We start from the raw sequence: 21,999 nt of genomic DNA, 5'->3' as shown, positions 1-21,999 counted from the left end.
GACCCTGCACACTGCTGGGCCGGACGACTGGGGCCAGTCTGGGAGCGGCCACCGGCGGACCGCAACCGATTAAGCGACGAGGCCCGCCCGACGCGATACGGCGGGCTAGGTTGTCCCGGTGATCCGTCGCCTCGCCGCCTTGGCCGCCGCCGCGCTCGTCGTCGTACCGCTCGTCACGTCGGGCGCGGCCGTCGGTCGCGCAGATGACCCGCACGGGTCGGCGGGGATCGGCGATCCCTACTTCCCGCTCGACGGCAACGGCGGCATCGACGTGCGTCGCTACGAGATCCACGACCGCTACGACTTCGGGTCCCGCAAGCTCTCGGGCTGGACGAAGGTCTCGCTGACCGTCACCGAGGACCTGTCCGGCTTCGACCTCGACTTCCTGCTGCCCGTGCGGTCGGTGACGATCGACGGCGACCCCGTCGACTTCCACCAGGACGCCCACGAGCTGGTCATCGAGCACGCGACCCTGGCGGGCGGGTCGCTGGATGTCGTGGTCCGCTACGCCGGCAAGCCCTCGGCGTACTCCTACGAGGGTGAGAGCAACTGGCTGGCCAGCGACCAGGAGGTGGTCGCGATGAACCAGCCGCACATGGCGCCCTGGTGGTTCCCGTCCAACGACCACCCGCTCGACAAGGCGTCCATGAGCATCAGCATCACGGTGCCGAAGGCCAACCAGGTCGTCGCCAACGGCACCCGCGACCAGCGCACGGTCCACGGGGACTTGGCGACCACGACGTGGACGGCCGCCCCGATGGTGCCCTACCTCGCCTTCTTCGCGGCCGGTCGCTACACGGTCGCGAAGAGCAACGAGTACGGCATCCCGTCGTACGTCGCGGTGTCGAAGGCACTGAAGCCGGCCGAGCAGCGGACCGCCATGGGGCTGATGAAGCAGACGCCGAAGCTGCTCGACTGGCTGACGAAGCAGCTCGGCGACTACCCGTTCGCGACCACCGGCGGGCTGACCACCAGCCTCGGGGTCGGCTTCGCCCTGGAGAACCAGACCCGTCCGACGTACCCCTACATGGGGGACGGCAGCGGCGCTGTGTCGACGGTGGTGCACGAGCTCGCGCACCAGTGGTTCGGCGACTCGGTGGCGCTCGCCGGCTGGAAGGACATCTGGCTCAACGAGGGCTTCGCGACCTTCATGGAGGACTACTACGCCGAGACGCACGGCGGGCCGGGCGCGAACGCGCGGCTGCACGACGCCTACGACAGCCGCGACGCCGACGACGCGTTCTGGAACCTCGAGGTCGCCGACCCGTGCCCCTCGCACACGAGGTGTGTGGACCGGATCTTCGACGGACGGGTCTACCAGCGCGGCGCGCTCGCCCTGCAGGCGCTGCGCAACGTGATCGGCGAGACCGACTTCTGGGACGTCCTGCGCACCTGGGCGACCACCCGGAGGGGCGGCAACGGCAGCACCGAGCAGTTCCAGGCGGTCGCCGAGGAGAAGAGCGGCCAGGACCTCGACGGGTTCTTCGACGCCTGGCTGCACGCCGCCTCGAAGCCGGCCGACACTGCAGCCAACGGCCTCGGCTGACTATCCGCGCAGGCGCACCGACAGGCAGGTGACGCAGCCCTCGAGCTTCTCGAACTCGGAGATGTCGACGGCGACCACCCGCAGACCGCGCTCCTCGAACAGTGCCCGGGTCACCGGCGCGCTGGTCGACATGAGCACGGTCGACTCGTCGAGGAGCACCACGTGGGAGCCGGCCTCCTCGGGCACGGGCAGGAACGCGTCCCAGACCGACGGGTCGTCGACGAGGGGATCGAAGCCGATCACGGTGCCGTCGGGCAGCGCGGTGACAGCCGACTTCAGGTGCAGCACCCGGGCCACGGGGACGCCGATCACGCGGGCGCCGAGCGGTGCGAGCAGGGCGGCGAGCTGCTCGAGGCCCGACGCGTTGGTGCGCCCGCCCATCCCGACCCACACCATGCCGCCGTGCTTGAGGACGTCGCCGCCGTCGAGGGTGCCGGGCTCCTCGATCCGGGCGATCCGGTAGCCGAGGCCGGCCAGCGTCTCCTCGGTGCCGGCGGTCTCGGGCTTGCGCTCGTCCGCGCCGGGGCGCGAGATGACGGCCAGGTCGCCGTAGACGACCACCGTGTCCTCGACGAAGACGGCGTCCGGGCAGTCGTCGGCCGGTGGCACCTCCACCGTCTCCCAGCCCTCGGCCCGCAGCGCCTCGACGTAGCCCTCCCACTGGCGCGCGGCGAGGTCCTCGTCGACCGGCGAGCGGGCGATGTGGGTGAGGAGCCCGTCGGCGAGACGGGGGCCAGGGCGGCGGACCAGGGCGCGCTTGTTCACGAGGTCATCCTCAACCCAGGAGCGGGGAGACCGCACGCGCGATGACGCTGGGCAGCCGGGTGACGGACTCCTCGGCGTCGGCCAGGGTCATCGCGCGCAGGCCGGCGTTGATGCCGAGCCAGCGCAGCGGCTCCCGCTCCCAGGCGGGAGAGCGGTGGCCGACCCACGGCAACCGCGTGAGCTCGGTGTCGCGCTCGAGGACGAGGTCGCGCAGCGTGCGGCCGGCGAGGTTGGTGGTGCTGACGCCGTCGCCGACGTACCCGCCGGCCCACCCGAGCCCGGTCTCCCGGTCGAGCCCCACCGACGCGCACCAGTCGCGGGGGATGCCCAGCGCGCCGCCCCACGCATGCGTGACACGGGTCCCCTCGAGGACCGGGAACAGGTCGACGAGCGTGGCGTAGAGCCGCGCGAAGACCTTCTCGTCGCGGTCGAACTCGGGCTTGATCCTCGAGCCGAGGTGGTACGGCGCCCCGCGCCCGCCGAAGACCAGCCGGTCGTCGGCGGTGCGCTGCCCGTAGATGATCAGGTGCCGGTGGTCGGAGAACGTCTCGCGCCGCGCCAGCCCGATCTCGTCCCAGGTCGCCGCCGACAGGGGCTCGGTCGCGATGATCAGCGAGTAGACCGGGACCAACGTCCGGTCCTCGCCCTTCAGCGTCGCCGTGTAGCCCTCCGTCGCGCGCAGGATCGTGCGGGCGCGCACGTCGCCGAGGCCCGTGTGCGCACGGCCGGGCGCGATCGACCGGACGGGGGTCTGCTCGTGGATCGTGACGCCGCGGCGCTCGACCGCGTCGGCCAGCCCGCGCACCAGCCGCGCGGGGTGGATCGCGGCGCAGTCGGGGGTGTACGTCGCGCCGATCGTGCGGCTGCCCCGCAGGACCGACCGCGCCTCCGCCTTGTCGAGCAGGCGGACGTCGTCCTCGCCGCGGCCCCAGGTGCGGGCGTCGGCGACCTCGGCCCGGGCCCGGCGCAGCTGGGCGCGGCTGCGGGCGAGCGAGATGGTGCCGCCCTTGGCGATGTCGGCGTCGATGCCCTCCGCGGCAGCGACCCGCACCACCTCGTCGACGGTCTCGCGCATCGCGCGGTGCTGGGCCAGGGCCGCGTCGCGGTCCCTCATGCTCGCCAGGGTGGCGAGGGACGCGGGGAAGAGCGCCGAGCACCAGCCGCCGTTGCGCCCGGAGGCGCCGTACCCCGCGGTCTCGGCCTCGAGGACCACGATCCGCAGCGACGGGTCGGCCTCGGCCAGGTAGTGGGCCGTCCACAGCCCGGTGAACCCCGCCCCGACGACGGCGACGTCGGCCTCGATGTCGCCGGGGAGTGCCGGTCGGGGCGTCCAGTCCGTGTCGACGGAGTCGTGCCAGAGGGACAGGCGCTCCCAGTGCGGGTTCACGGAGGAGATCAGCGCACACCCCACGAGTAGGTCTGCTTGCGCAGGCTGAGGTACATGAAGGTCTCGGTCGCGGCGACGCCCTCGATGGTGCGGATCCGTCCCGAGATGAGCTCGAGCAGGTGCTCGTCGGTCTCGCAGACGACCTCGACGAGGAGGTCGTAGGAGCCGGCGGTGACGACGACGTAGTCGACCTCGTGCAGCTCGGCGATGGCGTCGGCGACGGGCTCGAGCGGACCGGAGACCCGGACCCCGACCATCGCCTGGCGGGCGAAGCCGAGCTCGAGCGGGTCGGTCACGGCGACCACCTGCATCACCCCGGCCTCGATCAGCCGCTGCACGCGCTGGCGGACCGCGGCCTCGGACAGGCCGACCACCTTGCCGATCGCGGCGTACGACCGTCGGCCGTCCTGCTGGAGCTGTTCGATGATCGCCTTCGACACGTCGTCGAGCTGGAACGCCGGGCGGCCGGACTTCCTCGTCATGGGCCGCATGCTTCCCCAGCACCGGCCTGGGGTCAAAGGTTTCGACCGGCCCGGCGGCAAGCGATTTCGTTGCGAGGATGTTTCGGATCCACTGGATCGCTTGTCGAGGGCCCCCATGCGTGGCACGATCCGAGCCATCGACGGGATTTGCCGAAGGGAGTCGCATGGCGCCGCAGTCGCCCGCTGAGCGGGCTGCGCTGTCTCGAAGAGGGCTGCTCAAGGGTGGTGGTGTCGTGGCCTTCGCCGGCATCAGCGTCGCGGCCCTCAAGCTGCCGTTCTTCGGCGTCGACCCGCGGAAGGTCGATCCGGCGGACTGCATGGCCCCGGACGTGTCCGACAGCGAGATGAAGCTGATCGTCTCCAACTGGCCGGCCTACATCGACCCGAAGAAGAAGGAGACGTCGACGCTCAGCGTCTTCCAGCAGCAGACCGGCATCTCGGTCTCCTACACCGACGACGTCAACGACAACAACGAGTTCTACGCCAAGGTGAAGAACCAGCTCGGGTCCTGCCAGACCATCGACCGGGACATGATCGTCCTCACCGACTGGATGGCCGCGCGGATGATCTCGCTGGGCTGGATCCAGCCGCTCGATGCGGCGAAGGTGCCCAACCTCCACGCCAACCTGATCGAGCCGCTGCGCAACCGTCAGTGGGACCCCGACCTGGAGTTCCACGCGCCCTGGCAGAGCGGCCTGACCGGTATCGCCTACAACGCCGCCAAGACCGGTGAGATCAAGAGCTTCGAGGAGCTGCTCACCCGCTCCGAGCTCAACGGCAAGATCAGCCTGCTGAGCGAGATGCGCGACACGATGGGCTTCATGCTCAAGGTCGTGGGCGCCGACCCGAGCGACTTCAGCGACGACGAGTGGGGCACCGCGATCGACCGGCTCCGCGAGGTCGTCGCGTCCGGACAGGTCCGCGCCTTCACGGGCAACGAGTACATCCAGGACCTCGCCGCCGGCAACATCGTGGCCTGCGAGGCGTGGTCGGGCGACGTGATCCAGGCCCAGTTCGACAACCCGGACATCAAGTTCGTCACGCCCGAGGAGGGGCTGTCGCTCTGGAGCGACAACATGCTGGTCCCCAACCTCGCGACCCACGAGGCCAACGCCGAGAAGTGGATCGACTACTACTACGAGCCCGAGGTCGCCGCGAAGCTCGCCGCCTGGGTGAACTACATCTGCCCGGTCAAGGGGGCCCAGGAGGCGATGGAGAAGGTCGACCCGTCGCTGGTCGACAACAAGCTGATCTTCCCCGACGACGAGACCCTCTCGGTCACCTTCGACTTCATGCCGCTGAGCGAGAAGCAGATCACCGCCTACCAAGGAGAGTTCGACGATGTCACAGGTGGCTGAGCAACAGCCGACAGCGGCCGACGCCGAGTCGTACGACGGTCTGCGGTTGCGCAACGTGACCAAGTCGTTCGCGGCGTTCACGGCGGTCGACGACCTCGACCTCGACGTGCCCAGCGGCTCGTTCATCGCGCTGCTCGGTCCGTCGGGCTGTGGCAAGACGACGACGTTGCGGATGGTCGCCGGGCTCGAGACGCCGACGGCGGGCTCGATCACGCTGGCCGGGCAGGACATCACCTACGCCAAGCCGTACCAGCGGCCGGTCAACACGGTGTTCCAGAGCTACGCGCTCTTCCCGCACCTCGACATCTACGAGAACGTGGCGTTCGGCCTGCGGCGCCGCAAGTCGAATGAGGTCGACGCCTCGGTGCGCGACATGCTCGAGCTGGTGGAGCTGACGTCGCAGGCCCGCAAGAAGCCGGCCCAGCTCTCCGGTGGACAACAGCAGCGGGTCGCGCTGGCGCGGGCGCTCATCAACAAGCCCGAGGTGCTGCTCCTCGACGAGCCGCTCGGCGCGCTCGACCTGAAGCTGCGGCGCTCGATGCAGCTCGAGATCAAGCGGATCCAGACCGAGGTCGGTCTCACGTTCGTGCACGTGACCCACGACCAGGAGGAGGCCATGACCATGGCCGACACGGTCGCGGTCATGAACGCCGGCGTGATCGAGCAGATGGGTGCGCCGGCCGACCTCTACGAGAACCCGCAGTCGACGTTCGTCGCCAACTTCCTCGGCCAGTCCAACCTCATCGAGGGCACGATCCGCAGCCGCGCCGCCGACGTGGTCACCGTCGACATGCACGGCGTCCAGGTCTCGGTGCCGACCGAGCGCTGCCATGCGGACAGCGACAAGGGCTGGGTGGGGATCCGGCCCGAGAAGGTGCTCATCGGGGCGCCGGGCGAGGAGCTCGACGCCCCCGGCAACACGATCCCGGGTGGCGTCGTGACCGACGTCAGCTTCGTCGGGGTCAGCACGCAGTACCTCGTCCGGATGCCGTGGGGCCAGGAGCTCGCGATCTTCCAGCAGAACACCGGCCGGCACCGGCTCTTCGCCCCGGGGGAGGAGGTCGAGCTGTCCTGGCGCCCGGAGTACGCGTTCCTCCTCGACTTCAGCCAGGACGCGTCGGCGGGCTCGCAGAAGGTCGACGCGGAATGAGCGAGACTGTCCGCAAGCGCGGTTCGACGGGCTACCTCCTGCTGATCCCCGGCGTGCTGTGGCTCGGCCTCTTCTTCGTGGTTCCGCTGTACTCGCTCGTCGCGACCAGCCTGTTCGACCCGAGCGGGTCGGACACCACCGGCTACACGATGACCTACCACTGGGCGAACTACTCGCACGTCATCAGCGACTACTGGCAGCCGCTGCTCCGATCGCTGTGGTACGGCGCGCTCGCGACGTTCTTCTGCCTGGTCCTCGGCTACGTGCTGGCGTACGCGATCGCGTTCAAGGCCGGCCGCTGGAAGAACCTGATGCTGGTGCTGGTGATCGCGCCGTTCTTCACCAGCTTCCTGGTGCGGACGCTGTCGTGGAAGCTGCTGCTGGCCGACGACGGCTTCATCGTCAACACGCTGCAGTTCGTGCACATCCTGGGCGCCGACGGCCGGCTGCTGGCCACGCCGGTCGCGGTCATCGCCGGACTGACGTACAACTTCCTGCCGTTCATGGTGCTGCCGCTCTACGCGAGCATCGACAAGATCGACCCGCGGCTGATCGAGGCGTCCAGCGACCTCTACGCCAACCCCTTCGTCGGCTTCTTCAAGGTGACGTGGCCGCTGTCGCTGCCGGGCGTCGTGTCCGGCACGCTCCTCACCTTCATCCCCGCGGTCGGTGACTACATCAACGCCGAGCTGCTGGGCAGTCCCAACCAGCGGATGATCGGCAGCGTGATCCAGAGCCTGTTCACCAACGCCAACAACTACCCGGCGGCCGCCGCGCTCTCGGTGATCCTGATGGCGCTGATCGTGGTGATGGTGCTGTTCTACGTACGCCGCGCGGGGACGGAGGACCTGCTGTGACCACGGCGACCACTACGAACCGGAAGGTCAACTACAAGCAGGGCTCGGCGGCCGGCCGCTGGATCCGTCACCACCTGGTGCTGATCCTCGGGCTGCTGGTCCTCGTGTACACGTTCGTCCCGATCTTCGTGGTCGTGCTGATGAGCTTCAACGACCCGACGAGCCGGCTCATCTACCGCTTCGACGGGTTCACCCTCCACAACTGGCTCAACCCGTGCGAGGCCGAAGGCATGTGCGGCGCGCTCAGCACGAGCGTCCAGATCGGCCTGCTGGCCACGCTCGGCTCCACGATCCTCGGCACCCTCATCGCCTTCGCGCTGGTCCGACACGACTTCGTCGGCCGCTCCTCGATGAACCTGCTGATCTTCCTGCCGATGGCCTCGCCCGAGATCGTGATGGGCTCCTCGCTGCTCGCGCTGTTCGTCGCGGCCGGCCGGGGCGGCCAGCTCGGGTTCTGGACCATCCTGATCGCACACATCATGTTCTGCATCTCGTTCGTGGTGGTCACCGTGAGAGCCCGGCTGGCCGGCCTCGACGACAACCTCGAACAGGCGGCGATGGACCTTTACGCCACGCCACAGCAGACGTTCTGGAGGGTGACCTTCCCGCTGGTCTTCCCGGGCATCCTGGGCGCGGCGCTGCTGAGCTTCTCGCTGTCCTTCGACGACTTCATCATCACCAACCTCAACGCGGGCAACACCACCACGTTCCCGATGTTCGTCTGGGGTGTCGCCCAGCGCGGTGTGCCCATGCAGGTGAACGTCGTCGGCACCGTGATGTTCCTGGTGTCGGTGCTGATCGTCGTCGGCGGCGAGGTCAACAGCCGGCGCCGTTCCGCCAAGCTGGTCTGAGCCGAGTCGGCGCCAGTTTCCCGGGTTTCGGCGCCGAGCCGGCGCCAGTTTCCCGGGTTGGGGCATCGAGTCGGCGTGAGGTTCCTCAGACGAGGACCGTGCGGATGCCGAAGGTCGCGCGCGCCTGCTTGTACGCCGCGGCCAAGCGCCGGTCGGCGTCTTGGTGCTGGCCGAAGACGCTCGGCTTGCGGAAGATCTCGATCGTCCAGTTCCGCTGTCGCTCGAGCCAGTCTCGGCGCTCCTCGTCGTGCGACTCGCGGTCGTCGCCGTGCCACGCCTCCCCGTCGTACTCGGCCGCGAAGAGGAGGTCCTCGAGCCCCATGTCGAGGTAGAACAGCACGCGGCCGTTCAGCTCGACCGGGATCTGGGTGCGTGGACGAGGCAGGCCGCCGTCGTACCAACGCAGCCGGAGAGCCGACTCCCCGAACGACCCGGACCCACCGTCGGCCAGCGGCGCGAGGACGCGCAGCATGACGACGCCTCGGCGACGGTTGAAGCGCGGGATCTCAGCAAGCATCTGCTCGTGGGAGAACACGCGGAGCCCGAGCATCGTGTCCATGCCGTGCAGCTTCAGATCTCGGTTCTTCTGGAGGCGACCCAGGTCGAGAGCCGTTCGCAGCGGTGTCGTCACCACGACGCCGTGGATGTCCTGGAGATCGCGAGGCTCGATCTCACGCTCGCCACTGGCGGTGAGGCCGTTGCGAAGGCGGCCCCCGTCACTCGGCCGGAAGCAGGAGATCGGCGGCGGAGCGAGATGCTCGTTGGGCGCCAGGGCGCGGTCGCCCGCGTGGAGCCAGGCCGCGGATCTGTCCGTGATGAAGCTGCCAGGTGGGACGACGAGCGACAGCATGTGGCAGCGGAGCACGATGGATTCCGGTACTTGGGCGGCGACGTAGACGCCCCGAATCGGTCGTCGCAGGTATCCCTTGAGGACCAGACCGTGGAGCACCTTGTCGGTGACGCCGAACTGGTGAGCCATCGCTCGCGTGAACGGGGCGTCCGTGGGGAGTCGGGATGCGCCGTCGAGAAAGATCGGATCTGCCATGCCCTCGGCATGCCCGTCGCGGCGGCCGGCGTACCACCGGTGTCGGGACCTGTGGATAGCTGGAAACTGGCGCCGACTCGGCCGGGTTGTCGGGGAAACTGGCGCCGACTCGGCGGGGTTGTTGGGGAAACTGGCGCCGGGTCGGCGTCAGAGGAGGGTGGCGGCCTTGTCGAGGACGGTGCGCAGCATCTGCTCCATCTCGTCGAAGTGCGTCTGGTCGCAGATCAGCGGGGGAGAGAGCTGGATGACCGGGTCGCCGCGGTCGTCGGCGCGGCAGTAGAGGCCTTCGTCGTAGAGCGCCTTGGAGAGGAAGCCGCGCAGCAGCTTCTCGGACTCGGCCTCGTCGAAGGTCTCCTTGGTGCCCTTGTCCTTGACCAGCTCGATCCCGTAGAAGTAGCCGTCGCCGCGGACGTCGCCGACGATCGGCAGGTCCAGCAACCGCTCGAGGGTGGAGCGGAAGGCGCCCTCGTGGTCGCGGACGTGCTCGAGGACGTGCTCGTTCTCGAAGATGTCGAGGTTGGCCATCGCGACCGCGGTCGAGACCGGGTGGCCGCCGAAGGTGTAGCCGTGGGCGAACGACTCGGCTCCGTGCAGGAAGGGCTCCATCAGCCGGTCGGAGGCGATCATCGCGCCGAGCGGGGCATAGCCCGAGGTGATGCCCTTCGCGCAGGTGATGATGTCGGGCTGGTAGCCGTAGCGCTCCGCGCCGAACATGTGGCCCAGGCGGCCGAAGGCGCAGATGACCTCGTCGGAGACCAGCAGTACGTCGTACTCGTCGCAGATCTCGCGCACCCGCGCGAAGTAGCCGGGCGGGGGCGGGAAGCAGCCGCCGGCGTTCTGCACCGGCTCGAGGAAGACGGCCGCGACCGTGTCGGGCCCCTCGTTCTCGATCGCGATCGCGATCTGGTCGGCGGCCCAGCGGCCGAACGCCTCCGGGTCGGTGCCGTCGAGCAGCCCGCCGGTGGTCTCGTGCGCGCGGTAGATGTTGGTGTTCGGCACCCGGAAGGTCGAGGGCACCAGCGGCTCGAACTGCTGCTTGAGCGGCGGCAGCCCGGTGATCGAGAGCGCACCCTGGGTGGTGCCGTGGTAGGCGATCGAGCGGCTGATCACCTTGTGCTTCATCGGCTTGCCGGTGAGCTTGAAGAAGTTCTTCGCGAGCTTCCACGCCGACTCGACGGACTCGCCGCCACCGCTGGAGAAGAAGACCCGGTTGAGGTCACCGGGCGCGTAGCCGGCGATCCGCTCGGCGAGCAGGATCGCGTTGGGGTGCGCGTAGGACCACAGCGGGTGGAACGCGAGCTCCTTGGCCTGCGCCGCCGCGGCGTCCGCGAGCTCGGTGCGCCCGTGCCCGAGCTGGGAGACGAAGAGCCCGCCGAGACCGTCGAGGTAGCGCTTGCCCTGGGCGTCGTAGATGTAGGCGCCCTCGCCACGCACGATGATCGGCACGTCCGAGGTGTCGTACGTCGAGTGCCGCGTGAAGTGCATCCACAGGTGGTCCTTGGCGGCCTTCTGCAGGTGGTCGTAGTCCGGGTGCATACCCCCATGGTGCGTGGTCGGACCGTGCGGATGCAAGTGAATCAGTCGCCCACACGGGTGAAATGCGCGGAATCCGTAGCAATGTCGCGTGGTAGGAAGGCCTCATGACCCGGTACGGCGCACAGTTCGGCCCCGACATCACCTTCCTCGGCGTGGACCCGGTCGACCTCGACGACGCCGCCGCGCTCGCGGCCGCCGACGTGGTCGTCGTGGGCGCCCCCTTCGACGGGGGTACGTCGCACCGTCCCGGCACCCGCTTCGGCCCGATGGCGATCCGCCAGACCGACTACCTCCCGCAGGACGGCTCGCGGCCGCACCTCGCGCTCCGCGTCGACGCGCTCCAGGACATCCGGGTCGTCGACGCCGGCGACGTCGAGATGCCGCCCGGCGAGATCGAGCGCGCGCTCGGCAACCTCGAGGACGCGGTGTACGCCGTGGCCAGTGCCGGCGCCGTCCCCCTGGTCCTCGGCGGCGACCACTCCATCGCGCTCCCCGACGCGACCGGCGTCGCCCGGCACCTCGGCTGCGGCAAGGTCTCGATGATCCACTTCGACGCCCACGCCGACACCGGCCACATCGAGTTCGGGTCCCTCTACGGCCACGGCCAGCCGATGCGCCGGCTGATCGAGTCCGGAGCGCTGCGCGGCGACCGGTTCCTCCAGATGGGGCTGCGCGGCTACTGGCCCGGCCCCGAGACCCTGGACTGGATGGCCGAGCAGCGGATGCGCTCCTACGAGATGACCGAGATCGGCAAGCGCGGGCTCGAGGCCTGCCTCGACGAGGCCTTCGAGATCGCGCTCGACGAGTGCGACGCGGTCTTCCTCTCCGTCGACATCGACGTCTGCGACCCCGGGCACGCGCCGGGCACCGGCACCCCCGAGCCGGGCGGCCTCACGTCGAGGCAGCTGCTCGACGCCGTACGGCGGATCTGCGTCGAGCTGCCCGTCGCCGGCATCGACGTGGTCGAGGTCTCGCCCCCCTACGACCACGCCGAGATCACGGCCTACCTCGCCAACCGGGTCTGCCTGGAGGCGCTCTCCGGCCTGGCCGTCCGCAAGCACGGCATCACCCACGACCCGGCGGGCCCGCTGCTGGAGGGCAGGTGACGACCCTCTTCACCAACGGCACGCTCTTCGACGGGCACCGGTACGTCGGTGCCGGCGAGGTGCTGGTCGGCCAGGGCCGGATCATCGCCGTCGGTCGCGACCTCGGTCCGTCGGACGAGGTGGTCGACCTGCAGGGTGGCCTGCTCGCGCCCGGCTTCGTGGACGCGCACGTGCACCCGATCCAGGGCGGGCTCGAGCGGCTGCGCTGCGACCTGTCCGAGCTGGGCACCCGCCACGAGTACCTCGCCGCGATCAGGACGTACGCCGAGGAGAACCCCACCGTTGACTGGATCCTCGGCGGCGGCTGGGCGATGCCCGCCTTCCCGGGCGGCACCCCGACCGCCGCCGACCTCGACGCGGTGGTGCCGGACCGGCCGGTGTTCCTGCCCAACCGCGACCACCACGGCGCGTGGGTCAACAGCCGGGCGCTCGAGATCGCCGGCATCGACCAGCACACCCCCGACCCGGCCGACGGCAGGATCGAGCGCGACGCCGGCGGCCGACCGACCGGCACTCTCCACGAGGGCGCGACCGCGCTGGTCTCCCGACGCCTCCCGCGCACCACCGGCGAGGACTACTACGCCGCGCTGATGGCCGGCCAGGCCCACCTGCACTCGGTCGGCGTGACGTCGTGGCAGGACGCGATCGTCGGGGCCTACTCGGGCATGGACGACCCGGCCTCGACGTACACGACCGCCGCCGCGAACGGTGACCTGCGCTCCCACGTCGTCGGCGCCCTGTGGTGGGAGCGCGGCCGCGGGGTCGAGCAGGTCGCCGACCTGGTCGGTCGCCGCGACGCGATGACCGGCGGCCGGTTCCGCGCCACGACGGTCAAGATCATGCAGGACGGGGTCGCCGAGAACGGCACGGCCGCGCTGCTCTCGCCGTACCTCGACCGGTGCGGCCACCCGACCGGCAACAGCGGCCACTCGTTCGTCGAGCCCGGTGCCCTCCGCGAGGCCGTCGTCGCCCTCGACGCCGCGGGCTTCCAGGTGCACGTGCACGCGATCGGCGACCGCGGCACCCGCGAGGCGCTCGACGCCTTCGAGGGCACCGACCCGGCGCGCCGCCACCAGGTCGCGCACCTCCAGCTCGTGCACCCCGACGACGTACCCCGCTTCGGCGAGCTCGGCGTCGCCGCCAACATGCAGATGCTCTGGGCCTGCCTCGACGAGCAGATGGTCGACCTGACGCTGCCGTTCCTCGGTGAGGAGCGCGGCCGCTGGCAGTACCCCTTCGGCGACCTGCACCGCACCGGCGCCCCGCTCGTCGCCGGCAGCGACTGGCCGGTCAGCACGCCGAACCCGCTCGAGGCGATCCACGTCGCGGTCACCCGCACGGCGTACGGTGAGGAGGGACCGGCCGGCACCGAGCCGTTCCTGCCCGAGCAGGCGCTCGACCTGGAGACGGCCTTCGCGGCGTACACCTCCGGGAGCTCGTGGGTGAACCACCGCGGACCGGACGACGAACAGGTCGCCGGCGTGCTCCGTCCGGGTGCGGTCGCCAACATGGTCGTCCTCGACCGGGACCCGTTCGCCGGGCCGGCCGGGGAGATCGGCGGCACCCGGGTCGTCGCGACCTGGATCGACGGAACACCCGTCTTCGAGGCGTGATTCGACTGATTTCGTGTCGAGCGCCTCTTACCTCTACAGATTCCGTAGCCAGATCGCCTAGGCTCGCCGACATGGCCGACCAGATTTTCAGGAACGTGATCAACGGCGAGCTCGTCGACAGCGTGTCGGGGGAGACCTACGACGTCATCGACCCGACCACGGGGGAGGTGTACGCCCAGGCGCCGAAGTCGGGCGCCGAGGACATCGACCGTGCCTACGCCGCGGCCGACGCGGCCTTCGAGGGCTGGGGCTACGGGTCGACTCCCCAGGACCGCTCGAACGCCCTGCTCGGGCTCGCGGCGGCGATCGAGGAGCGCGTCGAGGAGATCAACGCCGTCGAGTGCAAGGACACCGGCAAGCCGCTCGGACTGACCATGTCCGAGGAGATGCCGTACGCCTCCGACCACTTCAAGTTCTTCGCCGGCGCGGCGCGCGTGCTCGAGGGCAAGGCGGCCGGCGAGTACATGGCCGACCACACCTCGTGGGTACGCCGGGAGCCGGTCGGCGTCGTCGGCCAGGTGACGCCGTGGAACTACCCGCTGCTGATGATGATCTGGAAGGTCGCGCCCGCCCTGGCCGCCGGCAACACCGTCGTCCTCAAGCCCAGCGACACCACGCCGGCGAGCTCCACGCTCCTCGCCGAGATCGCCCAGGAGTTCCTGCCGCCGGGGGTGCTCAACGTCGTCTGCGGTGACCGCGACACCGGCCGGGCTCTCGTCTCGCACAAGACGCCGCAGATGGTCGCCATCACCGGCTCGGTGCGCGCCGGCATGCAGGTCGCGGAGGCGGCCTCCCACGACCTGAAGCGGGTGCACCTCGAGCTCGGCGGCAAGGCGCCGTGCATCGTCTTCGACGACGCCGACATCGCCAAGGCCGCCGAGGGCATCGCCGGCGCCGGCCTCTTCAACGCCGGCCAGGACTGCACCGCGGCCACCCGGGTGCTCGTGCAGGCAGGCATCCACGACGAGTTCGTCGCCGCCCTGGCCGAGGCCGCGAAGGGCATGCCGACCGGCATGCCCGACGACGAGGCGACGTACTACGGCCCGCTCAACAACGCCCACCAGCTCGCCCACGTCTCGGGCATGGTCGACCGCCTCCCCGACCACGCCAGGATCGAGACCGGCGGTGCGCGCAAGGGCGACCGGGGCTACTTCTACGAGCCCACGGTGCTCTCCGGCCTGCAGCAGCAGGACGAGCAGATCCAGACCGAGATCTTCGGCCCGGTGATGACCGTCCAGAAGTTCGCCGACGAGGCAGAGGCGCTGACGTGGGCCAACGACGTCCAGTACGCGCTCTCGTCGAGCGTCTGGACCAGGGACCACGCGCGAGCGATGCGGATGTCTCGCCGGCTCGACTTCGGCGCGGTGTGGATCAACACCCACATCCCGTTCGTGTCCGAGATGCCGCACGGCGGCTTCAAGCACTCCGGCTACGGCAAGGACCTGTCCATGTACGGCTTCGAGGACTACACGCGCATCAAGCACGTCATGAGCTACATCGGCGAGTGAGGCCCGCGGTGGTTTCGAGGCTCGTCGCTGGCGCTCCTCGCACCTCAACCACCGACACCGGTGGTTGAGGTCCTCGCACCTCAACCACCGACATCGGTGGTTGAGGTGCGAGGCGCCCTGCGCCTGAGCCTCGAAACCACCACCAACGAAAGAGACAACTGTGAAGATCCTCTTGGTCGGCACCGGGGGCGTGGGGTCGGCGTTCGCCGCGATCGCCGCGCGCCGCGACTTCTTCGAGACGATCGTGGTCGCCGACTACGACCTCGCCCGGGCGGAGAAGGCCGCCGCGACCGACGAGCGGTACGTCGCCGCGCAGGTCGACGCCTCGTCGGCCGACGCGGTCGCCGCGCTGTGCCGCGAGCACGGCATCACCCACGTGATGAACGCGGTCGACCCGGTGTTCGACATGTCGATCTTCAACGGCGCCTTCGAGGCAGGCGCCGACTACCTCGACATGGCGATGTCGCTGTCGAAGCCGCACCCGGAGTCGCCGTACGAGAAGACCGGCGTGAAGCTCGGCGACGAGCAGTTCGCGGTCGCGGACGACTGGGAGTCCGCCGGCCGGCTCGCGCTGGTCGGGATCGGCGTCGAGCCGGGTCTCTCGGACGTGTTCGCGCGCTACGCCGCGGACCACCTCTTCAGCGAGATCGACGAGCTCGGCACCCGCGACGGTGCCAACCTCACCGTGACCGACGACGACGGCCACGAGGTCTTCGCGCCGTCCTTCTCGATGTGGACCACGATCGAGGAGTGCCTCAACCCGCCCGTCATCTGGGAGAAGGACCGGGGCTGGTTCACGACCCCGCCGTTCAGCGAGCCGGAGGTCTTCGACTTCCCGGAGGGCATCGGCCCGGTCGAGTGCGTCAACGTCGAGCACGAGGAGGTGCTCCTCATGCCGCGCTGGGTCGACTGCAAGCGGGCGACCTTCAAGTACGGCCTCGGCGACGAGTTCATCAACATCCTCAAGGTGCTGCACACGCTCGGCCTCGACAGCACCGAGAAGGTGCGGGTCAAGGGCGTCGAGGTGAGCCCGCGCGATGTGGTCGCCGCGGTGCTGCCGGACCCGGCCACCGTGGGCCCGCGGATGAAGGGCAAGACCTGCGCCGGACTGTGGGTGACGGGCACGGGCAAGGACGGTGAGCCGAGGTCGACGTACCTCTACCACGTGGTCGACAACGAGGTGACGATGCGCGAGTACGGCCACCAGTGCGTGGTCTGGCAGACCGCGATCAACCCGGTCGTCGCCCTCGAGCTGCTCGCCACCGGTGCGTGGTCGGGTGCGGGCGTGCTCGGTCCGGAGGCGTTCGACGCGGTGCCGTTCCTGGACCTGCTCACGGAGTACGGCAGTCCCTGGGGACAGCAGGAGCTCTAGAAGAGCGGGGGCACCCGTAGGTCCGGCCACCGCACCTGGGCGAAGGCGGCGTGCGCCGCCTGCCCTCGGGTCTGCTCGGGCGGCCGCACCGTGAGCGTCGCGCGCGCCCCCGCGGTCGCGAGCACGAACGTGCGCACCCGCTGGTCGGGCCGTCCGACCGGCACGGTCAGCATGCCCGTCGCCCGTCGCGCCAGCGCCGGGACGACGACCCCGACCGCCCCGAGCGCGGTGCGTACGACGACCGCCTGGTCGCGGTCGCGCGGCCGGTCGGTCCGCACCTCGACCGGGACGACGGTCGGCAGCAGCGGGGAGGCGGTGACCGTCGCGTCGCGGAGGCTGACGACCGGGTGCGGGTCGTCGTCGAGCACGCGGACGACGGTGCCGGGGGAGAGCGTCACGTCCTCCGGCGTCTCGTCGACCTGGTCCTGGGGCGCGCGGTAGGTGAGCTGCGCGGTCCGCTCGCCGCGCGGGACGTGCACCGTCCGGCCCGCCACCCGCACCGTCGTGGTGCGCGTGGTCGGCTGGTCGAGCCGCACCGTGAGCCGCACCTGCTCGCCCTCGGCGACCCGCCCGCGAGCGGGCGTGACCGTCACCTCCGGCACCGGCGGTGTGGGCTGACCGGTCTCGTCGAGCCCGGCGAAGCAGAAGCCCCGCGCGCGCAGGGTGGCGATCTCGCCGGGCAGCGCGCGCAGCGTGGCCGGCGAGTTCGTGACGCCGTCGTGCTGGAGCACCACGTTGGTGCGGTGCCGGTGGACCCCGTCGAGGACCCGCTCGCGGATCTGGCCCGGGGTCAGCCCCGTCCAGTCGCGGGAGTCGATCGTCCACAGCACCGGCACCAGGCCCAGGCCGGCGAGCACCCGGCGGACCCGGTCGTCGACGGCGCCGTACGGCGGACGGGCCAGGCGGGTGGGGTGCAGCCCGGCGTCGACCATCGCCTCCTGGGTCGAGCGGATCGACTTCCTGATCTCGGCCTTGCTCTGGGTGGTCAGGTCGGTGTGCAGCCAGGTGTGGTTGCCGATCGCGAAGCCGGCCCGCTCGACGAGCCGGGCGGTGTCGGGCGCCGCCACGACCCGGCTGCCGACCATGAAGAACGTGGCCGGGACGTCGAGCCGAGCCAGCAGCCGCACCAGCTTCGGGGTGACGGTGCTCGACGGCCCGTCGTCGAAGGTGAGCGCGACCAGCCCGCGCGAGCACGGCACGACCTCCTGGTGCGTGCGGGGAGCGGAGTCCGCCGGCACGGCGAGGGACACCGGCAGCACGACGGCGAGCAGCAGCCCGAGCGCCCAGCGCATGCACCCACCTCCTGCGGGTCAGACGCGCGCCGGGGCGAGCTGGTTGTCGCGCGCACGTAAACCGAAGTCACGGGAACGTAACGACCTACCAAATCGTTGTGAATGGGCCCGCAGACGATGGAACTCGACGGTCCGACCCCGCTAGGTTGCCGCTATGTCGACGGCGATCTCGTTGCGTGGCGTGAGCAAGCACTTCGACCAGGTGCGCGCCGTCGACGACCTCGACCTGGACATCGTCGACGGCGAGTTCTTCTCGATGCTCGGCCCGTCGGGCTCCGGCAAGACGACCGTGCTGCGGCTGATCGCCGGCTTCGAGGAGCCCACGTCCGGCCGGGTCCTGCTGGCCGACGAGGACGTGACCCGGCGCCCGGCGTTCGCCCGCGACGTCAACACCGTCTTCCAGGACTACGCGATCTTCCCGCACATGAGCGTGCAGCAGAACGTCGAGTACGGGCTGCGCGTGAAGAAGGTGCCCGGCGCCGAGCGTCGCCAGCGCGCCGAGGAGGCCCTGGCGACGGTCCGGCTCGAGGGGTACGCCGACCGGCGGCCGCACCAGCTCTCCGGCGGCCAGCGCCAGCGGGTCGCGCTGGCCCGCGCGCTGGTCAACCGGCCGCGGGTCCTGCTGCTCGACGAGCCGCTCGGTGCCCTGGACCTCAAGCTCCGCCGCGAGATGCAGATCGAGCTCAAGGAGATCCAGCGCGAGGTCGGCATCACCTTCGTCTTCGTCACCCACGACCAGGAGGAGGCGCTCACGATGAGCGACCGCATCGCGGTCTTCAACGAGGGGCGCATCGAGCAGCTCGCGACGCCGGTCGAGCTCTACGAGCGGCCGGTGAGCGCGTTCGTCGCCGGCTTCGTCGGCACCTCCAACGTCTTCCAGGGCGAGGTCGCCCAGCAGCTGCTCGGCGAGGAGGGCACGTTCGTGATCCGCCCCGAGAAGGTGCGGATGTCGTCCGAGGCCCCGGGCGAGGCACGGTCCGGTCCCGCGGTCTGTGCGGCGCCCGGCGTCGTCCGCGAGGTCGTCTACCTCGGCTCCACCACGGTGTCGGTCGTCGACCTCGACGCCGGCCCCACGCTGACGGTGTCCCACCAGAACACCGACAGCTCGATCGACGCCGCCCTCGAGCGACGCGACCAGCGCGTCGTCCTCTCGTGGCGGCGCGACCACCTGGTGTCCCTGGGTGCGGCTCCCGCCGCCCCGGTGGCGTCCCCTGAGGAGGAGACAGCATGAAGACAATCGGCTCGAAGAGGCTCGCGGCGGTGGCCTGCGCCGGGCTCCTGGCCCTGGCCACGGCATGCGGCACCAGCTCGGGAGACGGCGACGGCGGCGGCCCGAAGGCCGCCGAGGAGCAGGGCGGGTTCACCGCCCCCGACGTCCCGATGATGGAGGAGCTCGGCGACATGGAGGGCGAGGTCAACATCCTCGCCTGGCCCGGCTACGCCGAGGACGGCTCGACGGACAAGTCGATCGACTGGGTGACCCCGTTCGAGGAGAAGACCGGCTGCCAGGCCAACGTGAAGTACTTCGCCACCTCCGACGAGGCCATCCAGCTGATGAAGTCGGGGGAGTACGACGTCGTCTCGGCGTCCGGCGACGCCTCGCTGCGGTTGATCGCGGGTGGCGACGCCGCCCCGGTCAACACCGACCTCCTGACCAACTACCCCGACATCGAGGACTTCCTCAAGGACCAGCCCTGGAACTCCGTGGACGGCCAGATGTACGGCGTCCCGCACGGCTGGGGCGCGAACCTGCTCATGTACAACCCCGATGTGGTCGACCCGGCCCCGACGGGCTGGAGCGCGGTCTTCGACGACGCGTCGCAGTACGCCGGCAAGGTGACGGCGTACGACTCGCCGATCTACATCGCCGACGCGGCGCTCTACCTGATGAACACCCAGCCCGACCTGGGTATCAAGGACCCCTACGCCCTCGACGAGGACCAGCTCGCGGCCGCCGTCGACCTGCTCAAGAAGCAGAAGGCGAACGTGTCGGAGTACTGGTCCGACTACCTCAAGGAGGTCGCGGCGTTCAAGAGCGGCGACTCGGTCATCGGCACCACCTGGCAGGTGATCGCGTCCACGATCGGCGACAAGGTCGAGGCGTTCCTGCCCGACGAGGGATCGACCGGCTGGTCCGACACCTGGATGATCAGCGCCGACGCGCCCGACCCGAACTGCGGCTACGCGTGGATGGACTACATCACCAGCCCGGAGGCGCAGGCCGCCGTGGCGGAGTACTTCGGCGAGGCGCCGGCCAACACCTTGGCCTGCGACCTGACGTCCGACACGTCCTTCTGCGACACCTACCACGCGAAGGACGCGGCGTACGCCGACCAGATCCACTACTGGACGACGCCGATCGCGCAATGCCTGGACGGGCGCACGGACGTGACGTGCACCGACTACGGCGACTGGACGACGGCCTGGACCGAGGTCAAGGGCTGACGACTTGAGCGTCCTCGATCGCCGTCCGGGTCTCCGGGTGGGCGCGCTCCTCACGCCACCGATGCTGTGGCTGGGGGTCGCCTACCTGGGGGCCCTGGCGGCGCTCCTCATCACCTCCCTGTGGACGCAGGACGACTTCACCGGCACCATCCAGCGCACCTGGACGCTCGACAACTTCCGGGACCTCTTCACGATCGACGTCTACCGCACGATCACGCTGCGCACGATCGGCATCGCCGCGCTGGTGACGGTCATCGACGCGGTGCTGGCCTTCCCGATCGCGCTGTACATGGCGAAGGTGGCCTCGCCCAGGCTCCAGCGCCTGCTGGTGATCGCGGTCCTGATGCCGCTGTGGGCGTCGTACCTCGTCAAGGCCTACGCGTGGCGCGGGATGCTCTCGGCCGACGGCCCGCTCGCGTGGGTCGCGGCGCCGTTCGGCCTGCACTCGCCGGGCTACGGCGTGCCGGCCGTGATCATCACGCTGTCCTACCTGTGGCTGCCCTACATGATCCTGCCGGTGTACGCCGGTCTCGAGCGGGTGCCGAACTCGCTCTTCGAGGCCTCGGCCGACCTGGGCGGCGGCGCGTGGACGACGATCCGCCGCGTGGTGATCCCGATGGCCTTCCCGGCGATCGTGGCCGGCTCGATCTTCACCTTCTCGCTGTCCCTGGGCGACTACATCGCGGTCAAGATCGTCGGCGGCACCAGCCAGCTGCTCGGCAACGTCGTCTTCGACAACCAGGGAGCGGCCAACAACCTGCCGTTCGCCGCGGCCGTCGCCACGGTGCCGATCGTCGTGATGCTGGTCTACCTCGCCGCGGCCCGTCGTACCGGCGCGCTGGAGAACCTCTGATGAGCCAGCAGATGATCCTGTCGAGCGGGCTGCGCCGGTCGCTCACCGCCGTCACGCTGGTCGGCCTCGTGGTGATCTACGTGCCGCTCGCGCTGGTGCTCCTCAACTCGTTCAACACCGACAACACCTTCGGCTGGCCGCCTGAGTCGCTGACGCTGCGCTGGTGGAAGCTCGCGTGGCACAGCGAGGGCGCCCGCAACGCGCTGTGGACCAGCATCGAGGTCGCGATCGCGGCGACCGCGATCGCGCTGGCGCTCGGCACGCTGGCCGCGATGGCGCTGCGGCGGAGCCGGTTCTTCGGGCGCAACGTCGTGTCGCTGCTGATCATCTTGCCGATCGCGCTGCCCGGCATCGTCACCGGACTCGCGTTCCAGAACGGCTTCCGCACCATCCTCGGCGTCCCGCTGAGCCTGTGGACGATCGTCATCGCCCACGCGACGTTCTGCATCGTGACCGTGTTCAACAACGTGCAGGCCCGCTTCCAGCGGCTCGGCGTGAACTTCGAGCAGGCCTCCATGGACCTCGGCGCCGGCCGGTGGACGACGTTCCGCCTGGTCACCTTCCCGATGCTGCGCTCGGCGCTGCTGGCCGGGGCGCTGCTGTCGTTCGGGCTGTCGTTCGACGAGATCGTGGTGACCACGTTCACCGCCAGCAGCCACGACCAGACACTGCCGCTGTGGATCTTCCAGAACCTCTTCCGCCCCAACCAGGCGCCGATCGTCAACGTCGTGGCCGCGGTGCTGGTGCTCTTGTCGGCGATCCCGATCTACCTCGCCCAGCGGCTGTCGGGCTCGACCGCGGAGACGATGACCGGGGCGCGTTGATCAGCGCGT

General features: G+C 70.1%; 19 protein-coding genes. 13 read left to right on the top strand and 6 right to left on the bottom strand.

Going from position 1 to position 21,999, the window contains the following annotated elements; genetic code table 11:
* Positions 1–118 precede the first annotated feature (118 nt).
* Entirely contained in the window at positions 119–1,546 is a 1,428-nt protein-coding gene (locus PD653B2_RS04415) for a M1 family metallopeptidase (RefSeq protein WP_085871123.1), read from the top strand.
* Here PD653B2_RS04415 and ddaH read toward each other — a convergent pair whose 3' ends face one another.
* The 3 genes from ddaH to PD653B2_RS04400 are packed head-to-tail and all read right to left on the bottom strand — an operon-like array spanning position 1,547 to position 4,180.
* The gene (ddaH, locus tag PD653B2_RS04410; protein WP_207559331.1) at positions 1,547–2,311 is read right to left on the bottom strand and encodes a dimethylargininase; all 765 of its coding nucleotides are present in this window, start codon (positions 2,309–2,311) and stop codon (positions 1,547–1,549) included.
* Between the two features lie 10 nt (positions 2,312–2,321).
* Positions 2,322–3,698, bottom strand: coding sequence for an NAD(P)/FAD-dependent oxidoreductase (locus tag PD653B2_RS04405; protein WP_242665139.1), 1,377 nt, complete (start codon positions 3,696–3,698; stop codon positions 2,322–2,324).
* Between the two features lie 8 nt (positions 3,699–3,706).
* Complete coding sequence (locus tag PD653B2_RS04400; RefSeq protein ID WP_242665138.1) at positions 3,707–4,180, bottom strand: Lrp/AsnC family transcriptional regulator; 474 nt, start codon at positions 4,178–4,180, stop codon at positions 3,707–3,709.
* A gap of 164 nt (positions 4,181–4,344) precedes the next feature.
* On the opposite strand from PD653B2_RS04400, the gene PD653B2_RS04395 reads away from it, so the two are divergent.
* The 4 genes from PD653B2_RS04395 to PD653B2_RS04380 are packed head-to-tail and all read left to right on the top strand — an operon-like array spanning position 4,345 to position 8,396.
* Positions 4,345–5,538 carry a polyamine ABC transporter substrate-binding protein gene (locus PD653B2_RS04395; protein WP_085871119.1) on the top strand — a complete coding sequence of 398 codons (1,194 nt, stop codon included), beginning with the start codon at positions 4,345–4,347 and terminating at the stop codon, positions 5,536–5,538.
* Complete coding sequence (locus tag PD653B2_RS04390; protein WP_242665137.1) at positions 5,531–6,688, top strand: ABC transporter ATP-binding protein; 1,158 nt, start codon at positions 5,531–5,533, stop codon at positions 6,686–6,688. The genes PD653B2_RS04395 and PD653B2_RS04390 overlap by 8 nt, the downstream gene beginning before the upstream one ends.
* Positions 6,685–7,545 carry an ABC transporter permease gene (locus PD653B2_RS04385; RefSeq protein WP_085871117.1) on the top strand — a complete coding sequence of 287 codons (861 nt, stop codon included), beginning with the start codon at positions 6,685–6,687 and terminating at the stop codon, positions 7,543–7,545. The genes PD653B2_RS04390 and PD653B2_RS04385 overlap by 4 nt, the downstream gene beginning before the upstream one ends.
* The gene (locus tag PD653B2_RS04380; RefSeq protein ID WP_242665136.1) at positions 7,542–8,396 is read left to right on the top strand and encodes an ABC transporter permease; all 855 of its coding nucleotides are present in this window, start codon (positions 7,542–7,544) and stop codon (positions 8,394–8,396) included. The genes PD653B2_RS04385 and PD653B2_RS04380 overlap by 4 nt, the downstream gene beginning before the upstream one ends.
* Before the next feature lie 85 nt (positions 8,397–8,481).
* Here the strand turns inward: PD653B2_RS04380 and PD653B2_RS04375 are convergent, their stop codons facing one another.
* Positions 8,482–9,375 carry a hypothetical protein gene (locus PD653B2_RS04375; protein ID WP_085871116.1) on the bottom strand — a complete coding sequence of 298 codons (894 nt, stop codon included), beginning with the start codon at positions 9,373–9,375 and terminating at the stop codon, positions 8,482–8,484.
* 213 nt (positions 9,376–9,588) lie between these two features.
* On the bottom strand, positions 9,589–10,977 hold the full coding sequence (locus PD653B2_RS04370) for an aspartate aminotransferase family protein (RefSeq protein WP_085871115.1): 1,389 nt from the start codon (positions 10,975–10,977) through the stop codon (positions 9,589–9,591).
* Between the two features lie 104 nt (positions 10,978–11,081).
* On the opposite strand from PD653B2_RS04370, the gene speB reads away from it, so the two are divergent.
* The 4 genes from speB (at position 11,082) to PD653B2_RS04350 (ending at position 16,576) form a co-directional block, all read left to right on the top strand.
* Entirely contained in the window at positions 11,082–12,083 is a 1,002-nt protein-coding gene (speB, locus tag PD653B2_RS04365; RefSeq protein ID WP_085871114.1) for an agmatinase, read from the top strand.
* Complete coding sequence (locus PD653B2_RS04360) at positions 12,080–13,696, top strand: amidohydrolase (RefSeq protein ID WP_085871113.1); 1,617 nt, start codon at positions 12,080–12,082, stop codon at positions 13,694–13,696. The genes speB and PD653B2_RS04360 overlap by 4 nt, the downstream gene beginning before the upstream one ends.
* Positions 13,697–13,767: 71 nt before the next feature.
* Positions 13,768–15,204, top strand: a complete 1,437-nt coding sequence (locus PD653B2_RS04355; RefSeq protein ID WP_085871112.1) for a gamma-aminobutyraldehyde dehydrogenase — start codon at positions 13,768–13,770, stop codon at positions 15,202–15,204.
* A gap of 160 nt (positions 15,205–15,364) precedes the next feature.
* On the top strand, positions 15,365–16,576 hold the full coding sequence (locus PD653B2_RS04350; protein WP_085871111.1) for a saccharopine dehydrogenase family protein: 1,212 nt from the start codon (positions 15,365–15,367) through the stop codon (positions 16,574–16,576).
* Here the strand turns inward: PD653B2_RS04350 and PD653B2_RS04345 are convergent.
* Positions 16,573–17,868, bottom strand: coding sequence for a polysaccharide deacetylase family protein (locus PD653B2_RS04345; protein WP_085871110.1), 1,296 nt, complete (start codon positions 17,866–17,868; stop codon positions 16,573–16,575). The genes PD653B2_RS04350 and PD653B2_RS04345 overlap by 4 nt on opposite strands.
* Positions 17,869–18,022: 154 nt before the next feature.
* Between PD653B2_RS04345 and PD653B2_RS04340 the strand changes: the two genes are divergently transcribed.
* Genes PD653B2_RS04340 through PD653B2_RS04325 form a run of 4 tightly spaced genes read left to right on the top strand, consistent with a single transcriptional unit; the run spans position 18,023 to position 21,990 of the window.
* Positions 18,023–19,099, top strand: a complete 1,077-nt coding sequence (locus PD653B2_RS04340) for an ABC transporter ATP-binding protein (RefSeq protein ID WP_085871109.1) — start codon at positions 18,023–18,025, stop codon at positions 19,097–19,099.
* Positions 19,096–20,313 (top strand): ABC transporter substrate-binding protein, encoded by a 1,218-nt coding sequence (locus PD653B2_RS04335; RefSeq protein ID WP_085871108.1) that lies wholly within the window; start codon positions 19,096–19,098, stop codon positions 20,311–20,313. Before PD653B2_RS04340 ends, PD653B2_RS04335 begins: the two co-directional genes overlap by 4 nt.
* A gap of 4 nt (positions 20,314–20,317) precedes the next feature.
* Positions 20,318–21,166 carry an ABC transporter permease gene (locus tag PD653B2_RS04330; protein WP_242665135.1) on the top strand — a complete coding sequence of 283 codons (849 nt, stop codon included), beginning with the start codon at positions 20,318–20,320 and terminating at the stop codon, positions 21,164–21,166.
* The gene (locus PD653B2_RS04325) at positions 21,166–21,990 is read left to right on the top strand and encodes an ABC transporter permease (protein ID WP_242665134.1); all 825 of its coding nucleotides are present in this window, start codon (positions 21,166–21,168) and stop codon (positions 21,988–21,990) included. Before PD653B2_RS04330 ends, PD653B2_RS04325 begins: the two co-directional genes overlap by 1 nt.
* Positions 21,991–21,999: the final 9 nt, after the last annotated feature.

Source organism: Nocardioides sp. PD653-B2, from assembly GCF_002117935.1.
GTDB lineage: Bacteria > Actinomycetota > Actinomycetes > Propionibacteriales > Nocardioidaceae > Nocardioides.
The sequence above is the reverse complement of the archived record's forward strand: the minus strand, read 5'-3'. Positions and strand labels throughout refer to the sequence as shown.